Below are 19,046 nucleotides of genomic sequence, written 5' to 3'. Positions count from 1 at the left end.
CTGATTCTCGGTTCCATGATTTCCAGTTATATTAATTCGCAATTTGCAGTTCCCGGGTGATTTCATTGAATGAGATAGACCTTCTTGCCGTTGGACATACCGCCTTTGACTATATAATACAGCTGGATGAATTTCCAGAACCAAATTCATCAACAGCCATAAAACGTATGAAGAACTTTCATGGGGGTGCCGCTGCAAACGTGGCGGTTGTCGGGTCAAAGCTTGGCCTCAGAACATCACTGGTATCTGCAGTTGGCGGTGACTTCCCGGAGTCAGAATACAGGAGATTCCTTGATTCCATGGATGTGGAAACCGGTTCAATGATCACCGTGCCCGGGGAGAGGACCCCGACAGCATTTGTCATGACAGACTCCCATCACAATCAGATCAGCTACTTCTACTGGGGCGCTGCAAGGTACTTCAGGGAATCCAAGGTTCCTGAAGGTGCCATTAGAGCTGCACGTGCAGTTCACCTTGCAACAGGCGACCCATCATTTAACTGCAGGTGCGGTGCCCTTGCAAGGAGCCTTGGAAAGGTGATCTCCTTTGACCCGGGCCAGGACCTGCACATGTACTCCAGGGACCAGCTGGAGGATGCTGTGAGGACCTGTAACATACTCTTCGGGAACCACCATGAGATCGACAGGATCACAGGTAAACTTTCCATGAAAGTTGACGAACTCAGGGAAATCGGACCCGAAATCATTGTGAAGACCTACGGTAAAAGGGGAAGTAGGATCTATGCAGATGAAACCATAAAGGTTGATGCCATCCCCAGGGACGCCGTTGATCCCACAGGGGCCGGTGACTCCTATCGTGCAGGGTTCATGAGGGCCTACCTCTCAGGGGCTGACCTTGAAACCTGTGGAAGGTTTGCATCTGCAGTTGCATCCTTCATAGTTGAGGCTGAGGGCACCCAGACAAACATACCCGACTATGATGCTGTCCTCAGGCGCTTCACTGAACACTGGGGCTACGACCCCATGCTGGAGTAGGATGCTGGGGCAGGGAATTATTAACCCGGACGGGAACACATAGTTTTTATAAATGTAGCCATTAATATATGATCCTATGATCCACAAGATACCGAGGGCCAGGGGCCTACTGTAAACTGATTCCCATGATACCCGGGACCATGAAAGGGCCGGATGTGGACCCCACAGCACCCGGGATATGGGCTGATCCAGAGAACGGTGATGATATGACTCAGATGGATGAAGCTAAAAAAGGTGTTATAACAGATGAAATGAAAGCGGTGGCAGAGGCAGAGAATGTCACCCCCGAATTTGTCAGGAGAGGGGTTGCCAGTGGTAAAATAGCCATCCCAAGCAACCTGAACAGGGAAGACGTTAAACCCGTGGGTATAGGTGAAGGTTTAAGGACCAAGGTTAACGCAACCATCGGGACCTCAACAGACATCGTGGACTTTGAAATGGAAGAAAAGAAGGCCATGGTTGCAGTTGAAAACCAGGCCGACACCCTCATGGAACTCTCAGTTGGCGGAGACCTTGATGAAATAAGGAGGCGTATACTGGACCTTTCACCAATACCTGTTGGAAGCGTACCGGTCTATCAGGCAGCCGTTGAAACCATACGGAAGGAGGGCGCCTCCATCTACATGGACGAGGATGTCATGTTCAAGGCAATTGAGAAGCAGGCGAAGGACGGTATAGACTTCATGGCAATCCACTGCAGTGTTAACAGGGAAACCCTCAGGAGGCTCAAGAGACAGGGACGTGAAGGTGGACTTGTCAGCAGGGGCGGTGCCTTTGTATCAGCCTGGATGGTTGAAAACGGACTTGAAAACCCCCTATACGAGAACTTTGATTACATCCTGGAGATTGCCAAGGAACACGACTTTGTAATGTCAATGGCCAATGCAATGCGTGCAGGTGCCATTGCAGACTCAACCGACAGGGCGCAGGTCCAGGAGCTCATAGTCCTTGGGGAACTAATAGACCGTGCAAGAGAGGCTGGAGTCCAGACAATAGTTGAGGGACCCGGACACATACCCCTGAATGAGATAAAGGCCAACGTGATACTCCAGAAGAAGCTCTGCTGCGGAGCACCATTCTACATGCTCGGACCGATAGTCACGGACATAGGCGCCGGTTATGACCATATAGTCTCATCAATAGGGGCAGCGGCATCTGCAGCCGCAGGAGCCGACTTCATATGCTATGTTACACCTGCAGAACACCTTGCACTCCCATACCCTGATGATGTGAAGGAGGGTGTCATCGCAACAAGGATAGGTGCATATGTGGGCGACATGGTCAAGGGGATCCACAGCGGTGAAAGGGACCTTGAAATGGCCAACGCCCGTAAAAAACTGGACTGGTCCGCCCAGTTCGACGCTGCCATGTGCCCCGCCGATGCCATGCGTATAAGGGATGAGAGGCCACCTGAGGATCCTGACACCTGCACCATGTGCGGTAACTACTGTGCAGTCAAAATCGTGAATGAATGGCTTGACAGTGCAGATGACAGGATATTCGACTGAAAAAACTTTCATTTTCCACAAACATAATTATATCAGATTACGCTGATTCTATTCATTTTTACAGGTGATCTGCTTGAAACACTGGATTGAAAGGATAGCTGATGAACTCAAGGAAAGGGATGTTGATGAGCACGTTGTCGCAAGCGGCACATCCATCTCAGGATCAATACATATAGGGAACTCATGCGACGTTTTCATTGCAAGTTCAATCGCCAAGACACTTCAACGTGACGGATTCCGATCAAGGACTGTCTGGGTGGCTGATGACCATGACCCCCTCCGTAAGGTGCCATACCCCCTCCCTGAAGACTATGAGAAGTACCTGGGGATGCCCTACTCCATGATACCATGCCCTGATGACTGCTGTGAGGGCTTTGTGGAACACTTCCAGAGGCCCTTCCTGGAGGCCCTTGAAAGGTTCAATATAAGTGTTGAGCACTACTCAGGGGCCAGGATGTACATGGACGGCCTCTACAACGACTACATAAGAACCTCCCTTGAAAGGGCTCATGAGATAAGGGAGATATTCAACAGGTACCGTGAAAGGCCCCTGAAGGAGGACTGGCTACCTTACAATCCCATCTGCGAGAAATGCGGAAGGGTCAACACCACCGAGGCATATGATTTCAGTGGCGACACCGTCCACTACCGCTGCAGCTGCGGATTCCAGGGTGAGATGGATATAAAGTCAGGGCGGGGTAAGCTAACCTGGAGGGTTGAGTGGGCTGCAAGGTGGAAGATCCTTGGTGTTACCTGCGAGCCCTTCGGAAAGGATCATGCAGCAAGTGGAGGATCCTATGACGTGAGCAGCGTGATATCAGAGGAGATATTCGGTTACCCCGCCCCCTACCCTGTGCCCTACGAGTGGATAACCCTCAGGGGGGAGGCCATGTCCAAGTCCCGCGGCGTATTCTTCACACCAAGCCAGTGGCTTGAAATAGCCCCCCCTGAAAGCCTCAACTATTTCATATTCAGGAGCAAGCCCATGAAACACAAGGACTTCAACCCTGAAATGCCCTTCCTTGACCTCATGGACCAGTTCGACCGTGCTGAGAGAATCTACTATGGCCTGGAGGAAGCCGCGTCAGAGAAGGAGGAGAAAAAACTGAAGATTATCTACAGGGTGTCCATGATAGAGGAATCTGATCTGCCCCTGAGGCCATCCTACAAGTTCATGACGGTTGCCTGCCAGATTGCAGACAGTGACCTTGAAAGGCTCTATGATATACTCAGGAGGAACTCCCAGCTCCCTGGAGAGTTCATGGATATGGAACCCGGGGACCTCAGTGAAGGCCAGGTCAGGCAGCTGAAGGAGAGGATCGAGAACGTGAAAAACTGGCTGGAACTCTACGCCCCTGAATTCCTGAAATTCGAGGTTCAGAAGGAGCTGCCTGATGTTCAGCTTTCAGACGCCCAGAGAAGCTTCCTATCTGAACTCGCAGATATCCTTGAGGACTGGGAGATGGGCCCCGAGGAGCTCCATGACAGAATGTACGACCTTCTCAGGGAACACGGCCTGAAGCCCCAGAAGGCATTCCAGGCCATCTACAGGGTGCTTATAGGTAAAAAGATGGGGCCAAGGGCGGCATCCTTCCTCCTCTCCCTGCAGAGAGACTTTGTGGTGAGAAGACTGAGGTTAGAGGCATAGGAAGTGGACGCCTATGAAGGTCAGGATAGTTGAAAGGGATGTTATGGATCCCCTTGCAGATACAGCCATGGAAGAAACCCCCGTGAACCCCATCAGGGATGTTGGGAAGGTTTCCCTCCTGGACAATACCAAACCTGGAGCCGATATTATACTAAGAACCGTCGAGGAAAGCCTTTCAGGGTTCAGTACAGTCTGGGCTGAGAAACCGGCAGGTGCGCCTGCAGAGGAGGATCAGATCGGGGTGGCTGCCGGGGCCGATCTCTGCATCCTTGCCCTTGGGGACTGCGGTTCATGCACAACCTGGGTGATACTTGATGCCATACGCCTGGAGGGGATGGGTGTCCCCACAATCTCCATCTGCTCTGACAGGTTCCGGGAATACGCCAAGAGACTCGCTGCAGCACACGGAATGCCCGGGCTGAGGATTGTTGAGATAAGCCACCCGATAGCTGGCATTGAACCTGAAGCTGTCCGAAAAAAGGCTGATGGAATCATTGGAGACATAATGGAGTATCTGGGGTGAATCCTGTGAAGATTGATAAATCATGCGGATGCCTTATAGACGACCTCCTTGATGACAATCGGCTTTGCGGTTCATCACCGGAGGACATGAAGGTCATGGTTGACCCTGATCCGGAGAGGATAAGCCTTGACTTCTACCAGAAGAAATTCACAGATGGACTCCCCGTGATACCCCCAACACAGGCCAGGGTGAAGAAGTTCTACCATTACAGCAGCAGGGAACCTGATGATGTGATAGCCGTGCTGCCGCCAAGGATGGGTAAGGCCACCGTTGAGAAGGTTGCCGTGAACGCGGTCATGGCCGGATGCCTGCCCGGGATGATGCCCCTCCTTGAGGCATGCATTGAGGGGATGTCAAGGGAAGAGTTCAACCTTGCAGGGATAAACGCCACAACCCACCCGGTTGCCGTTGGAGTTATTGTTAATGGACCCGCAAGGGATGAACTTGGTTTCAACTCTGCCGATGGCTGCCTGGGTCCAGGGAACCTTGCCAATGCAACCCTGGGTCGTGCCATCAGGCTCTGCCTCATTAACATTGCGGGTGCCATCCCAGGAGTGGGTGACCATGCAACCATGGGCTCCCCTGCAAAATACGCCTTCTGTCTAGCTGAAAACGAGTCCATGAGTCCATGGGAACCCCTTCATGTTGAAAGGGGTTTTGATGCCTGTGAGAGTACCGTGACGGTCCTTGGTATGGAGGCCCCACACAACGTGAATGATCACCGGAGCAGGACCCCCGAGGACCTCCTTGATACCGTGGTGCACACAGCCTCAACCGCCGGGTGCAACAACAGCCACGTCCCTGGTGAACTCCTGGTCATCATGAGCCCTGAACACGCAGAGACCGTCGCATCACATGGATGGAGCCGGGAGGACGTCAGGAACTATATACATGAAAGGGCGCTGGTACCGGCACCCCTGGGGGACCGTGGCGGCAGGAAACTTGATTACAGCCTCGTGGTGGATGATATGGTCCCAGTAACAGGAAGCCCGGATGATGTTGTCCTTGTGGTTGCAGGTGGAGCTGGAAGGCATACAATGATAGCCCATGGATTCGGGGGTTCATCAGAGTCCCAGACAGTCCCTGTGGAACTCAAAAAAATGGATTAATCCTCCACCTAACCGAATTTAATTTTATGGACCTGATTTCAGATACGGCTGATTTTAAAATTAAAGAAAGTTCAAGTCTTCTCTCTTAAGATTGAAGCAATGGGAGCAAATATTAATCCTTCTATTAAAATAAAAAGGAGTTCAGGCGGATGTGAGGTGAAATTACAGGTTTATCCTTCTCCGGTCCAGCAGCTCCTGCTGTTTACCCCTGTTCCATCCCCCGCTTGAGGACTTGGCCCTTCCAACCTGCTGAACGTATCCTGTTATACGGTCGTACCATTCAACATCATCCCTCTCACCGCATGCAGCGCAGGAATCCTGAAGACCCCTCATAAGGGTTTTGCACCGGAGGCAGAAGCTCAGGGCGTTGCTGTAGGCCCAGAATCCAATGTCACTGTTCCTGCATATCTTCCTTGTGAGGCCTTCAAGGGCTTCAGGGTCTGGTCTGGCCTCGCCGAGCCAGGCGTTGAATATGTGGCCTCCGGGTGTGAGTGGATGGTACTTCTCCTCAATCCTTATCTTCTCAATTATATCAACCTCTGCATCCACAGGGGTGTGGCTTGAGTTGGTGTAATAGTAGGCTCCCCGGGTTCCCTGCAGCACCGCCTCCTCAGGGTAATGTTCATGGTCAAGCATTGCAAATCGGTGGGCTGTGGATTCGGCCGGTGTCTGGAGCACGCTCCACCTCCACCCGGTCTCGGCTTTAAGTTCCGCTGCACGTTCGTTTATGTGCTCTATCACCCTGAGGCCCAGCCTGTTTGAATTCGGGTCCTGTATACCGCTTCCGGTATGGTACTGGAGCATCTCGTTAAGGCCTGTGAAGCCGAAGCTCATTGTTGCATTCTCAACCCTGTAGTAGCGTTCACCGTCGATTTCCTGGGAGAGGAATGGCAGGAGGTGGTAGTCGTTGAGGCAGCGAAGACCCTGCTCTCTCCTTATCCTCAGAACTTCCACAGCCATGTCAATGTACTCATCGAGGTACTCGAAGAGTTCATCATCATCCCCTGACTGGTAGGCTATCCTGGGGAGGTTCAGGGTTACATATGCAAGGTTACCTGTCCTCAGACAGTCTCGGTCCCAGTCCCCGGTCCAGTTATCAGCGAGGCTCGTCCTGCACCCCATGTAGTTGGCCATGTCTCCGCGGTAATCGGCAAGCATGTTTATGAAGTAGGCTGTCCCGTACTTGGAGGCGAGTTCATGGACCAGGCGGAGTTCCTCATCGAACTCCCCGCTGAGGGTCTCCCTCCTTATTGAGTAGATGGTGTTCGGGAAGAGGTGGGGTTTTCCATCGGCGTCGCCCTCAAGGAGGACCTCGGTGAATGCCCTTGTAAGGAGTCTCGCCTCATCAGCAAAGTCCCCGTAGACCCCTGCACGTTCACCCCTGGGGCCGTAGGCCGGTTCATCCTCAAGGAACTCCGGGACTCCGAATTCAAGGTTTATGCTGGTGAAAGGGACCTGGCTGCCCCTTGCAGCGTAGGCCATGTTGAGGTTAAATATGAACATCTGGACTGCCTGTTTGATCTTCTCATAGGGGAGTCCCGCTGCAAATGGGGCGACGAAAACGTTCCATAGGCTCATTGCCTGACCACCTGACATGTTCTGCTGGGATGCCAGCATTATCTCCCCTGCATGGTTCATGAGCGTCTCAAGGTGCTTTGGGGGTCCAGCTACTGATGTGTGGTCACCGGTTCCGTCAACTCTCAGGCCGTGCCTTATGAAAAGGCGGAGGTCATGCTGGAGGCAGTTAAGGGGCCTTGCAGCGAAGAATTCAAGGTCGTGTATGTGTATGTCGCCTGACATGTGGGCGTCTGCAAGTCCTGATGGGAGTATGTGGAGAAGAGTGTACTGTTTCAGGGCCTCATCAGCCACGTATTTGTGTACCGTTTCCGGGTTGTGGATCATGTTGGCGTTGTCCCTTGAACCGTTCTCGATGAGGTTCGCGATGTTGTATACAGGGATACCGAGACGCGTGTACCTTTTCCTGAGGGTTTCAAGGCCATGCTCTATGAGTTTGGTGTTCACAACCTCCCTTATCATTGGGGCTGTGAGGTACTCGACGTTCAGTTTCTTGAGTTCCTTCCACACCTCTGATGCTATCTCCTCTGCAACCTCCGGGGAGGCTCCCGCCTCCCTTATAAGGTTCTCCTCAATCTTTTTCTGGTCAAAGGTCTCTATTTTATCCCTTGAAGTCCTGACCCTCAGTCTGTTGGCTGCAAGGTACCTGTCTGCAAGGTCCTCATCCACCTTCCTGAGGGAGTCGTATACAAGGATCTTTATCTCCTTGGTTGTTATCCCGTTGTAAACGGACCTTGCAACCTCTGAGGCCACGTTTTCAGATGTCCAGAGGCTGGCTCCAAGGTTAAGGAGGGATTTTACCAGTTTCTCATGGCTGAACTTTTCCCTTATGCCGTTGTTCTTAAGTACACATGTCTCTGCCTTTGTAGGTATGGCAGCTAAAAGTCGTGAATCATCAATCACCCAATCACCACAAACTCCTTCTCAAAAAACTTGATATGTTATATGTTCCTCACCATATAAAAAATAAACTATGAACACTTTGGAAGACCCTTTGAGGATATAACCAGTTAATAACCCCTTTATAAATCATTCGGTAAATATTATTATATATTTTTATTAATAAAGGATTTATACTATGAAACTGTTCGTATAAAAGAATTAAGTAGAATTATATTCCACCAATCAGGGCACTATTCTAGCCTTATCTGGACGGCGCCTATCCTTGGTGCGAGGACATTGTAGAAGAGGGCTGTAACCGCATACACTATGAAGGAGTAGATGAAGAGCGCCACCGTCAGAACAACCAGTGCAATTAGCCCTGCAGTGAAGTCCCCTCCAATTGCTGAGAAGATGAGTATCACTATTCCCACTATTAAACCTATGAATGCTGCTATTGACCCTGTTATGAGTCCCAGGGGTATGGCCTCGATCCTGTCTATGCTCACAAGGCCGTCACTGATCTCCGTGAGCTTCACCTTTATGGTTGTGATCTTTGACGCGAGGAAGTTGTATAGCAGGATAACCACAGCGATCACTATGAAGGATGCTATGAACGTCATTATTGGTGCTAATATTATGTTCAGGATGGTTCCAAGTGCCGTTGCAGAGCCAAGGGCTGCCATGCTTGACATGGCTGATGGGTCAAGGGTATTTGCTATGTTAACGATTGCGTTGAGGAATACCCACTGCAGGGGGGCTACCAGAAGCTGGTATATGAATGAGAGGAGCGCTGCCACCGCAGAGAGTATCAGTGATGTGCTCACAACGTCAAACGATTCAACCTGCTCCATGTCGATGAGGCTGAGCTTGATGCCTCCAAGGCGTGGTGTAAGTCCATTGTAGATGAAAGCCCTCAGAAAGGACTCCACTATGCTCACCAGGAACACCCCGACGGGTAACACGACAAGCCCGGCAACTGATATCCCTGTAATTATCCCCTTAAGAGCCCCCAGTTCGGCTGGAAGTACCGATGATATGCCTCCTGCGAATATGAGGAACAGGATGGCGGCTATGAATCCCCATATCGCCCCTATGGAGGAGTTCATTATGGTGTAAGGAACAACCCTTACAGATTTTATCTCCTTTAACTGCATTTTTTATCACCATATTTATGTATGGAATAAAAATGCATATAACTTTTATGAAAAATTTTACTGTAAAAAAATTTTACTGTAATTTATTAATGATCCATCAGGTTCCTCCATAACCCTCCTGTAACCATTTCTCTGATTCCTCAAGAACCCTGCCAACGATCCTTAAAGCTGAGCCAATGTAGGTGGCTGGATTCATGATCTCATCAAGCTCGCCGGCTTCAAGGTACTCCATTATTTCAGGCCTCTCAAGGACGGCTTCCTTCAGGGTTTTACCTGTCCTGTTGGCCTCAATGGCACATTCACGTACCCTTGCATAGGCTGTCTGGCGCCCCATACCCCTCCTTGTGAGTTCAGCCATCAATCTCTCAGCCATTATAAGGCCCCCTGTAAGGTTAAGGTTCCTCTCAATGTTTTCAGGATAGAACACAAGGTTCTCAAGGACATCAAGGGTCAGTTTAAGAATATAATCCGTCAGTATGCATGCCTCAGGTAGTATGATCCTCTCCGATGATGAATTTGTGAGGTCCCTTTCATGCCAGAGTGGATTGTTCTCAAGGGCAGCCACGACGTAGGACCTTATAACACGTGCAACGCCACATATCCTCTCCGCAGTTATCGGGTTCATCTTATGGGGCATTGTACTGCTTCCAACCTGCTTTTCAGGGTCAAATTTCTCCCCTATTTCCATTATCTCTGTCCTCTGAAGGTTCCTTATTTCAAGGGCTATCTTGTCAAGGGTTGTGGCTATATTGGCCAGCACCATGATGAACTCTGCATGGTTATCCCTCTGGACAACCTGGTTTGATATGAGGACGGGTTCAAGTCCCAGTATCTCCGATACCCTCTCATGTACCTTAAGGCCATCCTCTCCTAGGGCCGCTGTTGTCCCGACGGCACCCGTCATCATACCCACACACACCCTCCCCCTGGCTGCGTCAAGGCGCTCGATATGCCTTCGGATCTCATCTGCCCAGAGGGCGAACTTCATACCATAGGTTGTGGGGAGCGCATGCTGCCCGTGGGTCCTGCCAATACAGACGTTCTCCTTGTTCTCACGGGCCAGTCCAAGGAGAACCTTCATGACCCTCACCAGTTTATCCCTGAGGACCTCTATTGATTCCCTGATGAGGAGGGAGTTTGATGTGTCAACGATGTCATTGGAGGTTGCACCGAAGTGTACATACTCTCCGGCTTCACCCCCACACTGCTCTGCAAGGGCCTTCACGATGGAGGCTATGTCATGACGGGTCTCCCTCTCAATCTCATTGACGCGTTCAAGTTTCACGAAATCCGTGCTTGCCCTGCTGACTATCTCAGCCGCAGCGTCCTCCGGTATAATTCCAAGTTCACCCTCTGCCCTTGCAAGGGCTGCCTCCACGTCAAGCATCTTCTGGAGTTTATTCTCTGCTTCCCATATGCTCTTCATTTCAGGGGTTCCGTACCTGAACTCAATGGGGTGTATGGCCATCCTAACACTCCTGTTTAACCTGAGAATCTAAGTACAAGACAGAAAACTGCCAGTATTAAGCTCATAACCACTACCTGTTCAGGGGTGAGTTTCGGTCCCTTGGTTTCCTCTTCAAAGTACCTTACAAGACCTGCTCCGCTTGGTGGAAGTGTCTTCTTATCCTTCTTAGCCATGAAAAATCACCATTATAATATGATAAAAATCTTATTATATCTCTGGCAACACCATATAATATAAGTTTCACCCGGATGCAGGTAAAATTAAACTCCTTAATTTACCGGATTAGAGCTGCGGTGCCATACCCCCCTAAGAGGAGGGTTAAGAGAAACCGTTTATGTGTGATGGATCATGATGGAATACTTCCAGGAACTTGAAAGGGAAACAGAACGCCTCTATGAAATTGCACGGAGGGCAAGGTCAAAGGGTCTTGATGTGAGCACCAGTCCAGAAATACCCCTTGCAAAGGACCTTGCAGAACGTGTGGAGGGTCTTGTTGGTCCAGAGGGGATAGCTGAAAGAATAAAGGAACTTGAAAATGATAAGAGCCGTGAAGAGGTCGCATTCCAGATAGCTGCCGAGATAGCATCCCAGCCCGTGGCCGATGATGATATCGGTGAAAGGGAGAGGCTGGCTGACCAGGCAATCAGAACAGCCCTAGCAATCCTGACGGAGGGTGTTGTCGCAGCCCCCCTTGAAGGTATAGCAAGGGTCAGGATAAAGGAGAACTTTGACAGGACAAGATACCTTGCAGTCTACTTCGCAGGGCCCATAAGAAGTGCAGGGGGTACGGCCGCTGCACTATCAGTTCTCGTAGCTGACTACATACGCCTTGCAATCAAACTTGACCGTTACAAACCCATCGAAAGGGAAATAGAACGCTACGTTGAGGAGGTTGAACTCTATGAATCCGAGGTCACGAACCTCCAGTACTCACCAAAACCAGACGAGGTAAGGCTTGCAGCAGGGCACATACCCGTGGAGGTGACGGGTGAACCAACAGATAAGGTTGAGGTGTCACGCCGGGACCTTGAAAGGGTTGAAACAAACAACATCCGCGGCGGAGCCCTCCTTGCCATGGTTGAAGGCGTCATACAGAAAGCACCCAAAGTCCTCAAGTACGCCAAACAGCTGAAACTTGAAGGCTGGGACTGGCTTGAAAAGTTCTCAAAGGCCCCCAGGAAGGATGAAAGTGAGGATAAGGTTGTTGTGAAGGCTGACAGTAAGTACATTGAGGATATAATCGGGGGTAGACCCGTCCTTGCATACCCCTCAGAGAAGGGTGCCTTCAGGTTGAGGTACGGGCGTTCAAGGAACACCGGCCTTGCAGCCATGGGCGTTCACCCCGCAACCATGGAGCTGCTCCAGTTCCTTGCAGTGGGGACCCAGATGAAAATTGAAAGACCTGGTAAGGGGAACTGTGTCGTTCCGGTTGACACCATCGATGGCCCCATTGTCAAACTGAAAAACGGTGACGTTTTAAGGGTTGAGGATACTGAAACCGCCAGGAAGATCCGTTCAGATGTCCAGGAGATCCTCTTCCTGGGTGATATGCTGGTGGCCTTCGGGGAGTTCCTCAGGAACAACCACGTCCTGATGCCTGCTGGCTGGTGCGAGGAGTGGTGGATACAGACGATAATGTCCTCAGAGACATACCCTGATGACGACCCCCTCAACCTCTCCTATTACAGTCATAACTGGATGGAATTCATCCCTAATGCTCCGGAGGCCTTCAAGATCTCAAGGGAGTATGATGTTCCCCTACACCCCCGTTACACATACTTCTACCATGATGTCACCGTTGAAGAACTGAACATCCTCAGGAAATGGCTTAAAACAGCCGAACTCGGAGATGAACTTGCCCTCAGCCTCGGGCCCGAGAAGAGGATACTTGAGGTCCTGGGAGTACCCCACAGGCAGAAGGGATCCAGGGTTATCATCGGATACGATGATGCATATGCACTCATAAACACCCTGGCGGGGCCCCTTGAAAAATCAGATGACAGTGTTGATGCCATCAACAGGGTTTCCCCTGTGAGGATAATGAAGAAGGCCCCCACCTACATAGGTAGCCGTGTCGGCAGGCCAGAGAAGACCAAGGAACGTAAAATGAGGCCCGCCCCCCATGTACTGTTCCCCATAGGCAAGTATGGGGGCAGCAGACGTAACATACCCGACGCCGCAAAGAAAGAATCCATCACGGTGGAGATTGGAAGAGCAACGTGCCCGTCATGCCGGGTGAGCTCGATGCAGTCAAAATGTCCCAGCTGCGGCTCAAGAACCGTGATAGGTGAGCCCGGGAAGAGAACAATCAACCTTGCAGCCCTCCTTAAAAGGGCCTCTGAAAACGTATCCGTCCGTAAACTGGATGAAGTAAAGGGGGTTGAGGGGATGATATCCAGTGACAAATTCCCTGAACCCCTTGAAAAGGGCATACTCCGTGCTAAAAACGAGGTTTACACCTTCAAGGACGCCACCATACGCCATGACTCCACGGATCTTCCCCTCACACACTTCACACCCGCGGAGGTGGGGGTTGATGTTGAAAGGCTCAGGGAGCTGGGCTATACAGAGGACTGCTACGGCCGTGAACTTGAAAGCAGTGACCAGATACTTGAACTGAAGGTCCAGGATGTTGTCATATCAGAAAACTGCGCTGACTACCTTGTTAGGGTTGCTAACTTCGTTGACGACCTCCTTGAAAGGTTCTATGGCCTTGAAAGGTTCTACAATGTTAAAAGGAGGGATGACCTTGTGGGTCACCTTATAGCAGGTCTTGCCCCTCACACATCAGCCGCTGTCCTTGGAAGGATAATAGGCTTCACAGAGGCCTCAGCATGCTACGCCCACCCATATTTCCACTCAGCCAAGAGGAGGAACTGTGACAGTGACGAGGACTCGGTGATGCTCCTGCTTGACGCCCTCCTGAACTTCTCAAAGTCCTACCTTCCAAGCACCAGGGGCGGGAGCATGGACGCCCCCCTGGTTCTCTCAACAAGGATAGACCCCGAGGAGATTGATGATGAATCACACAACATAGACACGATGGACATGATCCCCCTTGATGTCTATGAAAGGAGCTTTGAACATGCAAAACCCACAGAAGTCCTTGATAAGATAGACAACGTTGAAAAGCGCCTTGGAACACCGGAACAGTATCAGGGTCTCATGTTCTCACATAACACATCCAGCATACACGCCGGTCCCAGGGTATGCCTCTACAAGCTGATCCCGAGCATGAAGGAAAAGGTGGAGTCCCAGATAACCCTTGCAGAGATGATAAGGGCCGTGGACCAGAAGGGGGTTGTTGAGGGTGTCCTGATGTCCCACTTCCTCCCGGACATGATGGGGAACATAAGGGCCTTCTCCAGGCAGAAGGTCCGCTGTACAAGGTGCAATAAAAAGTACCGGCGGATACCCCTGACAGGGGAGTGTAAATGTGGGGGTAATCTTGTACTCACGGTCTCCAAGGGCTCAGTTATAAAGTACCTTGAAATATCAAAGGACCTTGCATCCAGATACCCCATAGACCCCTACCTCATGCAGAGGATTGAGATACTTGAATACGGGGTTAACTCCCTCTTTGAGAGTGACAGGTCAAGGCAGAGCTCACTTGATGTCTTCCTCTAACTCCAGCTTCAGCATCCGTGCATGGGGTGTGTACCTGCGCAGCATGAGGGAGAGTGACACCACGGTGACTGAACTCAGTGCCATTGCAAGGCCTGCATATTCAGGCCTGAAGACCAGGCCCAGTGGGTGGAGCAGACCCGCCGCCAGCGGGATGAGCATGGTGTTGTAGGCGAAGGCCCAGAAAAGGTTCTGTTTTATCCGTGACATGACCCTTGATGCTAGCTGAAGGGCTGCTGCGGCGTCCAGTGGATCATCACCCACAAGTACAACTTCCCCGGCCTCCCTTGCAACATCAGTGCCGCTTCCGATGGCCAGGCCCAGGTCTGCAGCTGCAAGGGCCGGAGCATCATTTATACCATCGCCAACAAAGGCCACCCCCTCCCCCTTCCTCCTGAATTCTGAAACAATATCGGCCTTATCCCCTGGAAGGACCTCCGAGATTACATTGTGGATTCCTATTTCCCCTGCAACGGCTTCAGCGGTTTTACGGTTGTCACCCGTAACCATAACAGTATCAACACCCATCCTTCCCAGTTCACGGACAGCCAGATATGAACCTGGCTTTATAGTGTCAGATACAGCTATAAGTCCCCTAAGGGCTCCGTCGGCGGCGACCATCACCACCGTCCTTCCCCCTGACTCCAGTTCATCAATTTTATCCATGAGGGGGTCCAGGGGTACGTTGAAATCCCTCATGAGGGCCCTGTTACCTGCAAGTACCAGGCATGACCCTGTCCCATCCGGTCCCGTGGATCTGACTTTACCTGTAAGGCCCATGCCTGGGATGCTCCTGAATTCCTCCACTTCAGGGACTTCCAGGCCCTCAAGGGAAGCCATCCTGGTTATGGCCTCTGCTATGGGGTGCCTTGACTTCCTTTCAAGGGCTGCGGCCAGTACAAGTGAATCCTCACCTATAATCTCAGTGACCTCTGGTTTTCCCTCTGTGAGTGTCCCTGTTTTATCAAAAAGCACCACCGATACTCTTTCGGAGACTTCAAGTGCCTCACCCTTCTTTATGAGTATGCCGAGTTCGGCTCCTCTTCCTATACCTGCGGTGACCGCCGTTGGTGTTGCAAGGCCAAGGGCGCATGGACAGGCAACCACGAGGACCGAGACAAGCACGGTCACCGAGAAGAGCAGGCCCGCGTCCATGATGAAGTACCAGAAGATTGAGGCTGATGCTGCAACCAGGAGCACTGCAGGGATGAAATATGAGACCGCCCTGTCAGCTATCCTCTGGATCTCTGGCTTTGATGCCTGGGCCTCATCAACAAGCCTTATTATCCCTGCAAGGAAGGTTTCTGAACCTGTGCGTTCAACCCTGAATTTAAGAACACCATCTGTGTTGATGGTGCCTGCTATGACCTCGGAGTCCCTCTCCTTGAGGACGGGGAGTGTTTCTCCGGTTATCATTGATTCATCAACGTATGATGTTCCCTCAAGGACCCTGCCATCTGCGGGTATCCTGTCCCCGGGTCTTACAATTACAAGATCACCTGTATTTATCTCATCGGCCCTGACCTCAACCTCCTCCCCATCCCTTATAAGGGTGGCGGTGTCTGGCTGTAACTCCATAAGCCTCCTTACAGCCTCTGATGTCTTACCCTTGGCCCTTGCCTCAAGGTATCTTCCAAGGGTGAGGAAGGATGCCAGCATCAGGGCTGTCTCATAGAACATGAACTCTGATGGGAGTATGCCTGCTGTTCCAAGGAGGCTGGATAGGAAGGCAACACCTATACCCATGGAGTACATTACATCCATGTCAAGGGTCCCTGCCCTCAGAGACCTCATGGCCCCCCTGAATATTGGTTCAGAGACATAGATGAATGGGGCCAGAGAAACAAGTAGCATGAAAATGTCCTCAGGGACCGGCAGGGGGATGTGGAGGTACATGATGGCCATCAGGGGTATTGAGACTCCGAACCCTGCTATTATCCTCCTCTTCCTTGGTGAGAGGTCCTCCTCGAGTTCGTCCTCATCAGAGTCGAGGACATGGTAACCGAGTCCCTCAATGACCTCCCTGAACCTCCCAGGGGATGTCAGGGATGGGTTGTAGCTTATGTAGGCCCTTTCAGCTGCAAGGTTAACGGTCGCGCTGCTTATCCCCTCGATCCCTTTAAGTTCTGATTCTATCTTCCGGGCGCACATGGCGCAGCTCATGCCACCGATCCTCAGGGTGATCCTGTCATTGAGGACCCTGTACCCTGCATCCTCAACTGCGGCCTCTATTTCTTTAAGTTTCACCTTTTCCGGGTCGTATTCAACCGAGACCTTCCCCTCCACAAGGTTCACCGCTGCCCCATGGACGCCCTCAATTCTCCTCAGGGCTTCCTCGATCTTTGCAGCGCATGCGGCGCAGCCCATTCCCCCGATTCTGATACTAATCTTCATCATCATCCCCCGGAGACCTGTACACCCTTCCATCCTTCACTACCCATAGTATGCTTTCACGGTCTGCAAGGCCCCCTATTTCCTCGAGGGGGTTGACGTCTGTTATGACAAGGTCAGCATATTTTCCTGCTTCTATGCTCCCTATCCTGTCATCCCATCCCATGCACTCGGCTGCGCTGATTGTACCTGCCCTTAGGGCTTCAAGGGGGTCCATCCCTATATCCACAAGGTATTCAAGTTCCCTGAGGTTTTCTCCATGTCCAATTACCCCTGAATCCGTCCCCATAACCATTTTAACACCCTCTGCGTGGGCTGTTTCCATGTTTTCCCTGTGGACCCTGGCAACCTCTATGGCGTCCCTGCGGCTGTACTCTGGCAGCTCATCCCTTTGGGCCCTCCTGCAGTTGACCCTGGTTACAAGGAATGTGGGTACAAGGTAGGTTCCCATTTCAGCCATGTGGCGGGCTGTTTTTTTATCAATGTATGTTCCATGTTCCACCGAGTGGACCCCTGCCTTGAGGGAGTTTTTTATACCCTCGAGGCCATGGGCGTGTACCATGACCCTCCTGTTCCTGAAGGATGCCTCTTCAACTATCGCTGCAAGTTCCTGGACCGTGAACTGTGTATCTGATGGGCTGTCTGTGCTGCTCATAACGCCCCCTGTTGCCATGACCTTCACCACCTCCGCACCATCCCTCAGGACCTCCCTTGTCTTCTTCCTGGCAGAGGATACTCCGTCACAGATCCCTGATGGAAGTCCAGGGTAGGTTCTTTCAAGGTTGAGTCCTGAGGGGGTGTGGAAGTCAAAGTGTCCCCCTGTAATTGAAAGGGGAGTTACGCTTATCTGGATACGGGGTGATGGGATTATACCAGCTTCCGCTGCCATTTTAACACCCCTGTCTGCCAGTCCAGCGTCCCTCACCGTTGTAACCCCTGCCTCGATTGTTGACCTCATGTTAAGGGTTGCCCTGTAGAAATAGAGGGATAGGGGGTCATCAAGTTTGCTTTCAACCCTGAAGCCGTCCTCCATCAGGTGCACGTGCAGATCCACAAAGCCCGGGAGGATGAATTTATCTGAAGCATCAATGATGTTCTTCCCATTTATATGTCTCTTCACGGCCTTTATCCTGTTATTCTCTACTAGGATGGATCTCCTGTTGTGTTCGCCTGTTTCAAGATTCAGGACTTCCCCCCTGATTATCATTTCCATGAGAACACCCTTATTACATCAATCCTTAAATATCTCTGTGAGGCATATTAATTATTTGGGTGATCTTAATGATGACCATCCTTGATGATGATTGCGGGCAGGGCTCATCGGAGTACATACTGCTTTTCGGGGCGATAATAGTTGTTGCAATACTTGCCCTTGTGATTTACAGGTCCTATTTCCAGAAAAGCAGCCTTAATTCAGCACAGGACATGGAGAAGGTCCGTTCAAATACCGAAGACAGTGGTGATTCTCCTTCAGCTCCTCCTGTTAACAACACCACACCACCATCACTCCCATGATATCAAACTGATATGAATAATGATGGATAGGACCATTAACCATCAAGGTCCGCTAGTCCCCTCATCTGCGGACTCTCTGGCGCCATGTTTCTTGTTCAGTGCCAGGATTATCACTGAAAGGGTGGCTGATCCTGCTATGTTCATGGCAAGGTCCCTCATTGTATCCGAGTAGAGGGCCGCGGTTGGTTCATAGTAAAGGAGGTAGCCGATTAGCTCATATAAAAGGCAGATAACGATGGCGAGGCATGACAGAAAAAGGAACCTTTCATTCAAGTTTAATTTTTTAAGGGTCCCCCATGAGGCCACCGATATCACCGAGGCCACAGCAGCCCCTGCAAGGAAGTGTTCAGCAATATTAACCGCTAATGGATCAATAAACCCGATGGAAGCCCTTAGCAGAACTTCAATGACAGGATAGGTTACGGCTGTAATGTTAAATGCCTTCAGGTTTACCTCATCAGAGCACCTCTCGAGGCCCAGAATGTGAATCAGGATTATTACCAGGAACCCTGCTGAAAACTTGATTTTCAGGTTATCTGCAGGTGATGAAATAATAAAACCTGAAAACCATACCATCAGGAAGATCAGGAAAGTTTTTTTATCCATTAAAAACCCCGTATCCATTATCTGCCGGGTAGATGGACCATGATACTC

Annotated in this window: 14 protein-coding genes; 7 read left to right on the top strand and 7 right to left on the bottom strand. The window is 51.0% G+C overall.

Going from position 1 to position 19,046, the window contains the following annotated elements:
• The first annotated feature begins 65 nt into the window (after positions 1-65).
• From FZP57_RS00365 to FZP57_RS00345, 5 genes are all read left to right on the top strand, one after another.
• On the top strand, positions 66-995 hold the full coding sequence (locus tag FZP57_RS00365) for a carbohydrate kinase family protein (protein ID WP_074358275.1): 930 nt from the start codon (positions 66-68) through the stop codon (positions 993-995).
• Between the two features lie 206 nt (positions 996-1,201).
• Positions 1,202-2,503, top strand: a complete 1,302-nt coding sequence (gene thiC, locus FZP57_RS00360; RefSeq protein ID WP_191216559.1) for a phosphomethylpyrimidine synthase — start codon at positions 1,202-1,204, stop codon at positions 2,501-2,503.
• 73 nt (positions 2,504-2,576) lie between these two features.
• On the top strand, positions 2,577-4,151 hold the full coding sequence (gene lysS, locus FZP57_RS00355; RefSeq protein WP_191216307.1) for a lysine--tRNA ligase: 1,575 nt from the start codon (positions 2,577-2,579) through the stop codon (positions 4,149-4,151).
• A gap of 13 nt (positions 4,152-4,164) precedes the next feature.
• Entirely contained in the window at positions 4,165-4,674 is a 510-nt protein-coding gene (locus tag FZP57_RS00350) for a UGSC family (seleno)protein (protein ID WP_191216306.1), read from the top strand.
• A gap of 5 nt (positions 4,675-4,679) precedes the next feature.
• Positions 4,680-5,783: a hypothetical protein gene (locus FZP57_RS00345; RefSeq protein WP_191216305.1), complete on the top strand. Its 1,104-nt coding sequence runs from the start codon at positions 4,680-4,682 to the stop codon at positions 5,781-5,783.
• A gap of 162 nt (positions 5,784-5,945) precedes the next feature.
• On the opposite strand, the gene nrdD is transcribed toward FZP57_RS00345, so the two are convergent.
• The 4 genes from nrdD to FZP57_RS00325 all read right to left on the bottom strand — a co-directional run bounded on the left by nrdD (position 5,946) and on the right by FZP57_RS00325 (position 11,035).
• Complete coding sequence (nrdD, locus tag FZP57_RS00340; protein WP_370518324.1) at positions 5,946-8,261, bottom strand: anaerobic ribonucleoside-triphosphate reductase; 2,316 nt, start codon at positions 8,259-8,261, stop codon at positions 5,946-5,948.
• Between the two features lie 230 nt (positions 8,262-8,491).
• On the bottom strand, positions 8,492-9,394 hold the full coding sequence (locus FZP57_RS00335; protein ID WP_191216304.1) for a hypothetical protein: 903 nt from the start codon (positions 9,392-9,394) through the stop codon (positions 8,492-8,494).
• Between the two features lie 97 nt (positions 9,395-9,491).
• Positions 9,492-10,862, bottom strand: a complete 1,371-nt coding sequence (gene purB / locus FZP57_RS00330) for an adenylosuccinate lyase (protein WP_074358271.1) — start codon at positions 10,860-10,862, stop codon at positions 9,492-9,494.
• A gap of 14 nt (positions 10,863-10,876) precedes the next feature.
• Positions 10,877-11,035, bottom strand: a complete 159-nt coding sequence (locus FZP57_RS00325; RefSeq protein WP_191216303.1) for a preprotein translocase subunit Sec61beta — start codon at positions 11,033-11,035, stop codon at positions 10,877-10,879.
• A 178-nt stretch (positions 11,036-11,213) separates the two neighbouring features.
• Between FZP57_RS00325 and polC the strand changes: the two genes are divergently transcribed.
• On the top strand, positions 11,214-14,489 hold the full coding sequence (gene polC / locus FZP57_RS00320) for a DNA polymerase II large subunit (protein WP_074359671.1): 3,276 nt from the start codon (positions 11,214-11,216) through the stop codon (positions 14,487-14,489).
• On the opposite strand, the gene FZP57_RS00315 is transcribed toward polC, so the two are convergent.
• Together FZP57_RS00315 and FZP57_RS00310 are read right to left on the bottom strand one after the other, a co-directional pair.
• Entirely contained in the window at positions 14,469-16,886 is a 2,418-nt protein-coding gene (locus tag FZP57_RS00315) for a heavy metal translocating P-type ATPase (RefSeq protein WP_370518323.1), read from the bottom strand. The two genes, polC and FZP57_RS00315, sit on opposite strands and share 21 nt — an antisense overlap.
• Positions 16,870-18,090 (bottom strand): amidohydrolase family protein, encoded by a 1,221-nt coding sequence (locus tag FZP57_RS00310; protein ID WP_145924501.1) that lies wholly within the window; start codon positions 18,088-18,090, stop codon positions 16,870-16,872. Before FZP57_RS00310 ends, FZP57_RS00315 begins: the two co-directional genes overlap by 17 nt.
• A gap of 68 nt (positions 18,091-18,158) precedes the next feature.
• Between FZP57_RS00310 and FZP57_RS00305 the strand changes: the two genes are divergently transcribed.
• Positions 18,159-18,392 carry a class III signal peptide-containing protein gene (locus FZP57_RS00305; RefSeq protein WP_315901938.1) on the top strand — a complete coding sequence of 78 codons (234 nt, stop codon included), beginning with the start codon at positions 18,159-18,161 and terminating at the stop codon, positions 18,390-18,392.
• A 42-nt stretch (positions 18,393-18,434) separates the two neighbouring features.
• Here the strand turns inward: FZP57_RS00305 and FZP57_RS00300 are convergent, their stop codons facing one another.
• On the bottom strand, positions 18,435-18,998 hold the full coding sequence (locus tag FZP57_RS00300; RefSeq protein WP_074358270.1) for a hypothetical protein: 564 nt from the start codon (positions 18,996-18,998) through the stop codon (positions 18,435-18,437).
• Positions 18,999-19,046: the final 48 nt, after the last annotated feature.

This window comes from Methanothermobacter sp. THM-1 (genome assembly GCF_009914355.1).
GTDB classification, from domain to species: domain Archaea; phylum Methanobacteriota; class Methanobacteria; order Methanobacteriales; family Methanothermobacteraceae; genus Methanothermobacter; species Methanothermobacter wolfei.
Note: the sequence above shows the minus strand (reverse complement) of the source record. Positions and strands in the feature narration are given on the sequence as shown.

Excerpts from the sequence above, each read along its gene's own strand:
- FZP57_RS00305 (WP_315901938.1), top strand. The coding sequence starts at position 18,159 with ATGATGACCATCCTTGATGATGATTGCGGGCAGGGCTCATCGGAGTAC.
- FZP57_RS00310 (WP_145924501.1), bottom strand. The coding sequence starts at position 18,090 with ATGGAAATGATAATCAGGGGGGAAGTCCTGAATCTTGAAACAGGCGAA.
- FZP57_RS00315 (WP_370518323.1), bottom strand. The coding sequence starts at position 16,886 with ATGATGATGAAGATTAGTATCAGAATCGGGGGAATGGGCTGCGCCGCA.
- FZP57_RS00300 (WP_074358270.1), bottom strand. The coding sequence starts at position 18,998 with ATGGATAAAAAAACTTTCCTGATCTTCCTGATGGTATGGTTTTCAGGT.
- thiC (WP_191216559.1), top strand. The coding sequence starts at position 1,202 with ATGACTCAGATGGATGAAGCTAAAAAAGGTGTTATAACAGATGAAATG.
- FZP57_RS00325 (WP_191216303.1), bottom strand. The coding sequence starts at position 11,035 with ATGGCTAAGAAGGATAAGAAGACACTTCCACCAAGCGGAGCAGGTCTT.
- FZP57_RS00350 (WP_191216306.1), top strand. The coding sequence starts at position 4,165 with ATGAAGGTCAGGATAGTTGAAAGGGATGTTATGGATCCCCTTGCAGAT.
- purB (WP_074358271.1), bottom strand. The coding sequence starts at position 10,862 with ATGGCCATACACCCCATTGAGTTCAGGTACGGAACCCCTGAAATGAAG.
- polC (WP_074359671.1), top strand. The coding sequence starts at position 11,214 with ATGGAATACTTCCAGGAACTTGAAAGGGAAACAGAACGCCTCTATGAA.
- FZP57_RS00335 (WP_191216304.1), bottom strand. The coding sequence starts at position 9,394 with ATGCAGTTAAAGGAGATAAAATCTGTAAGGGTTGTTCCTTACACCATA.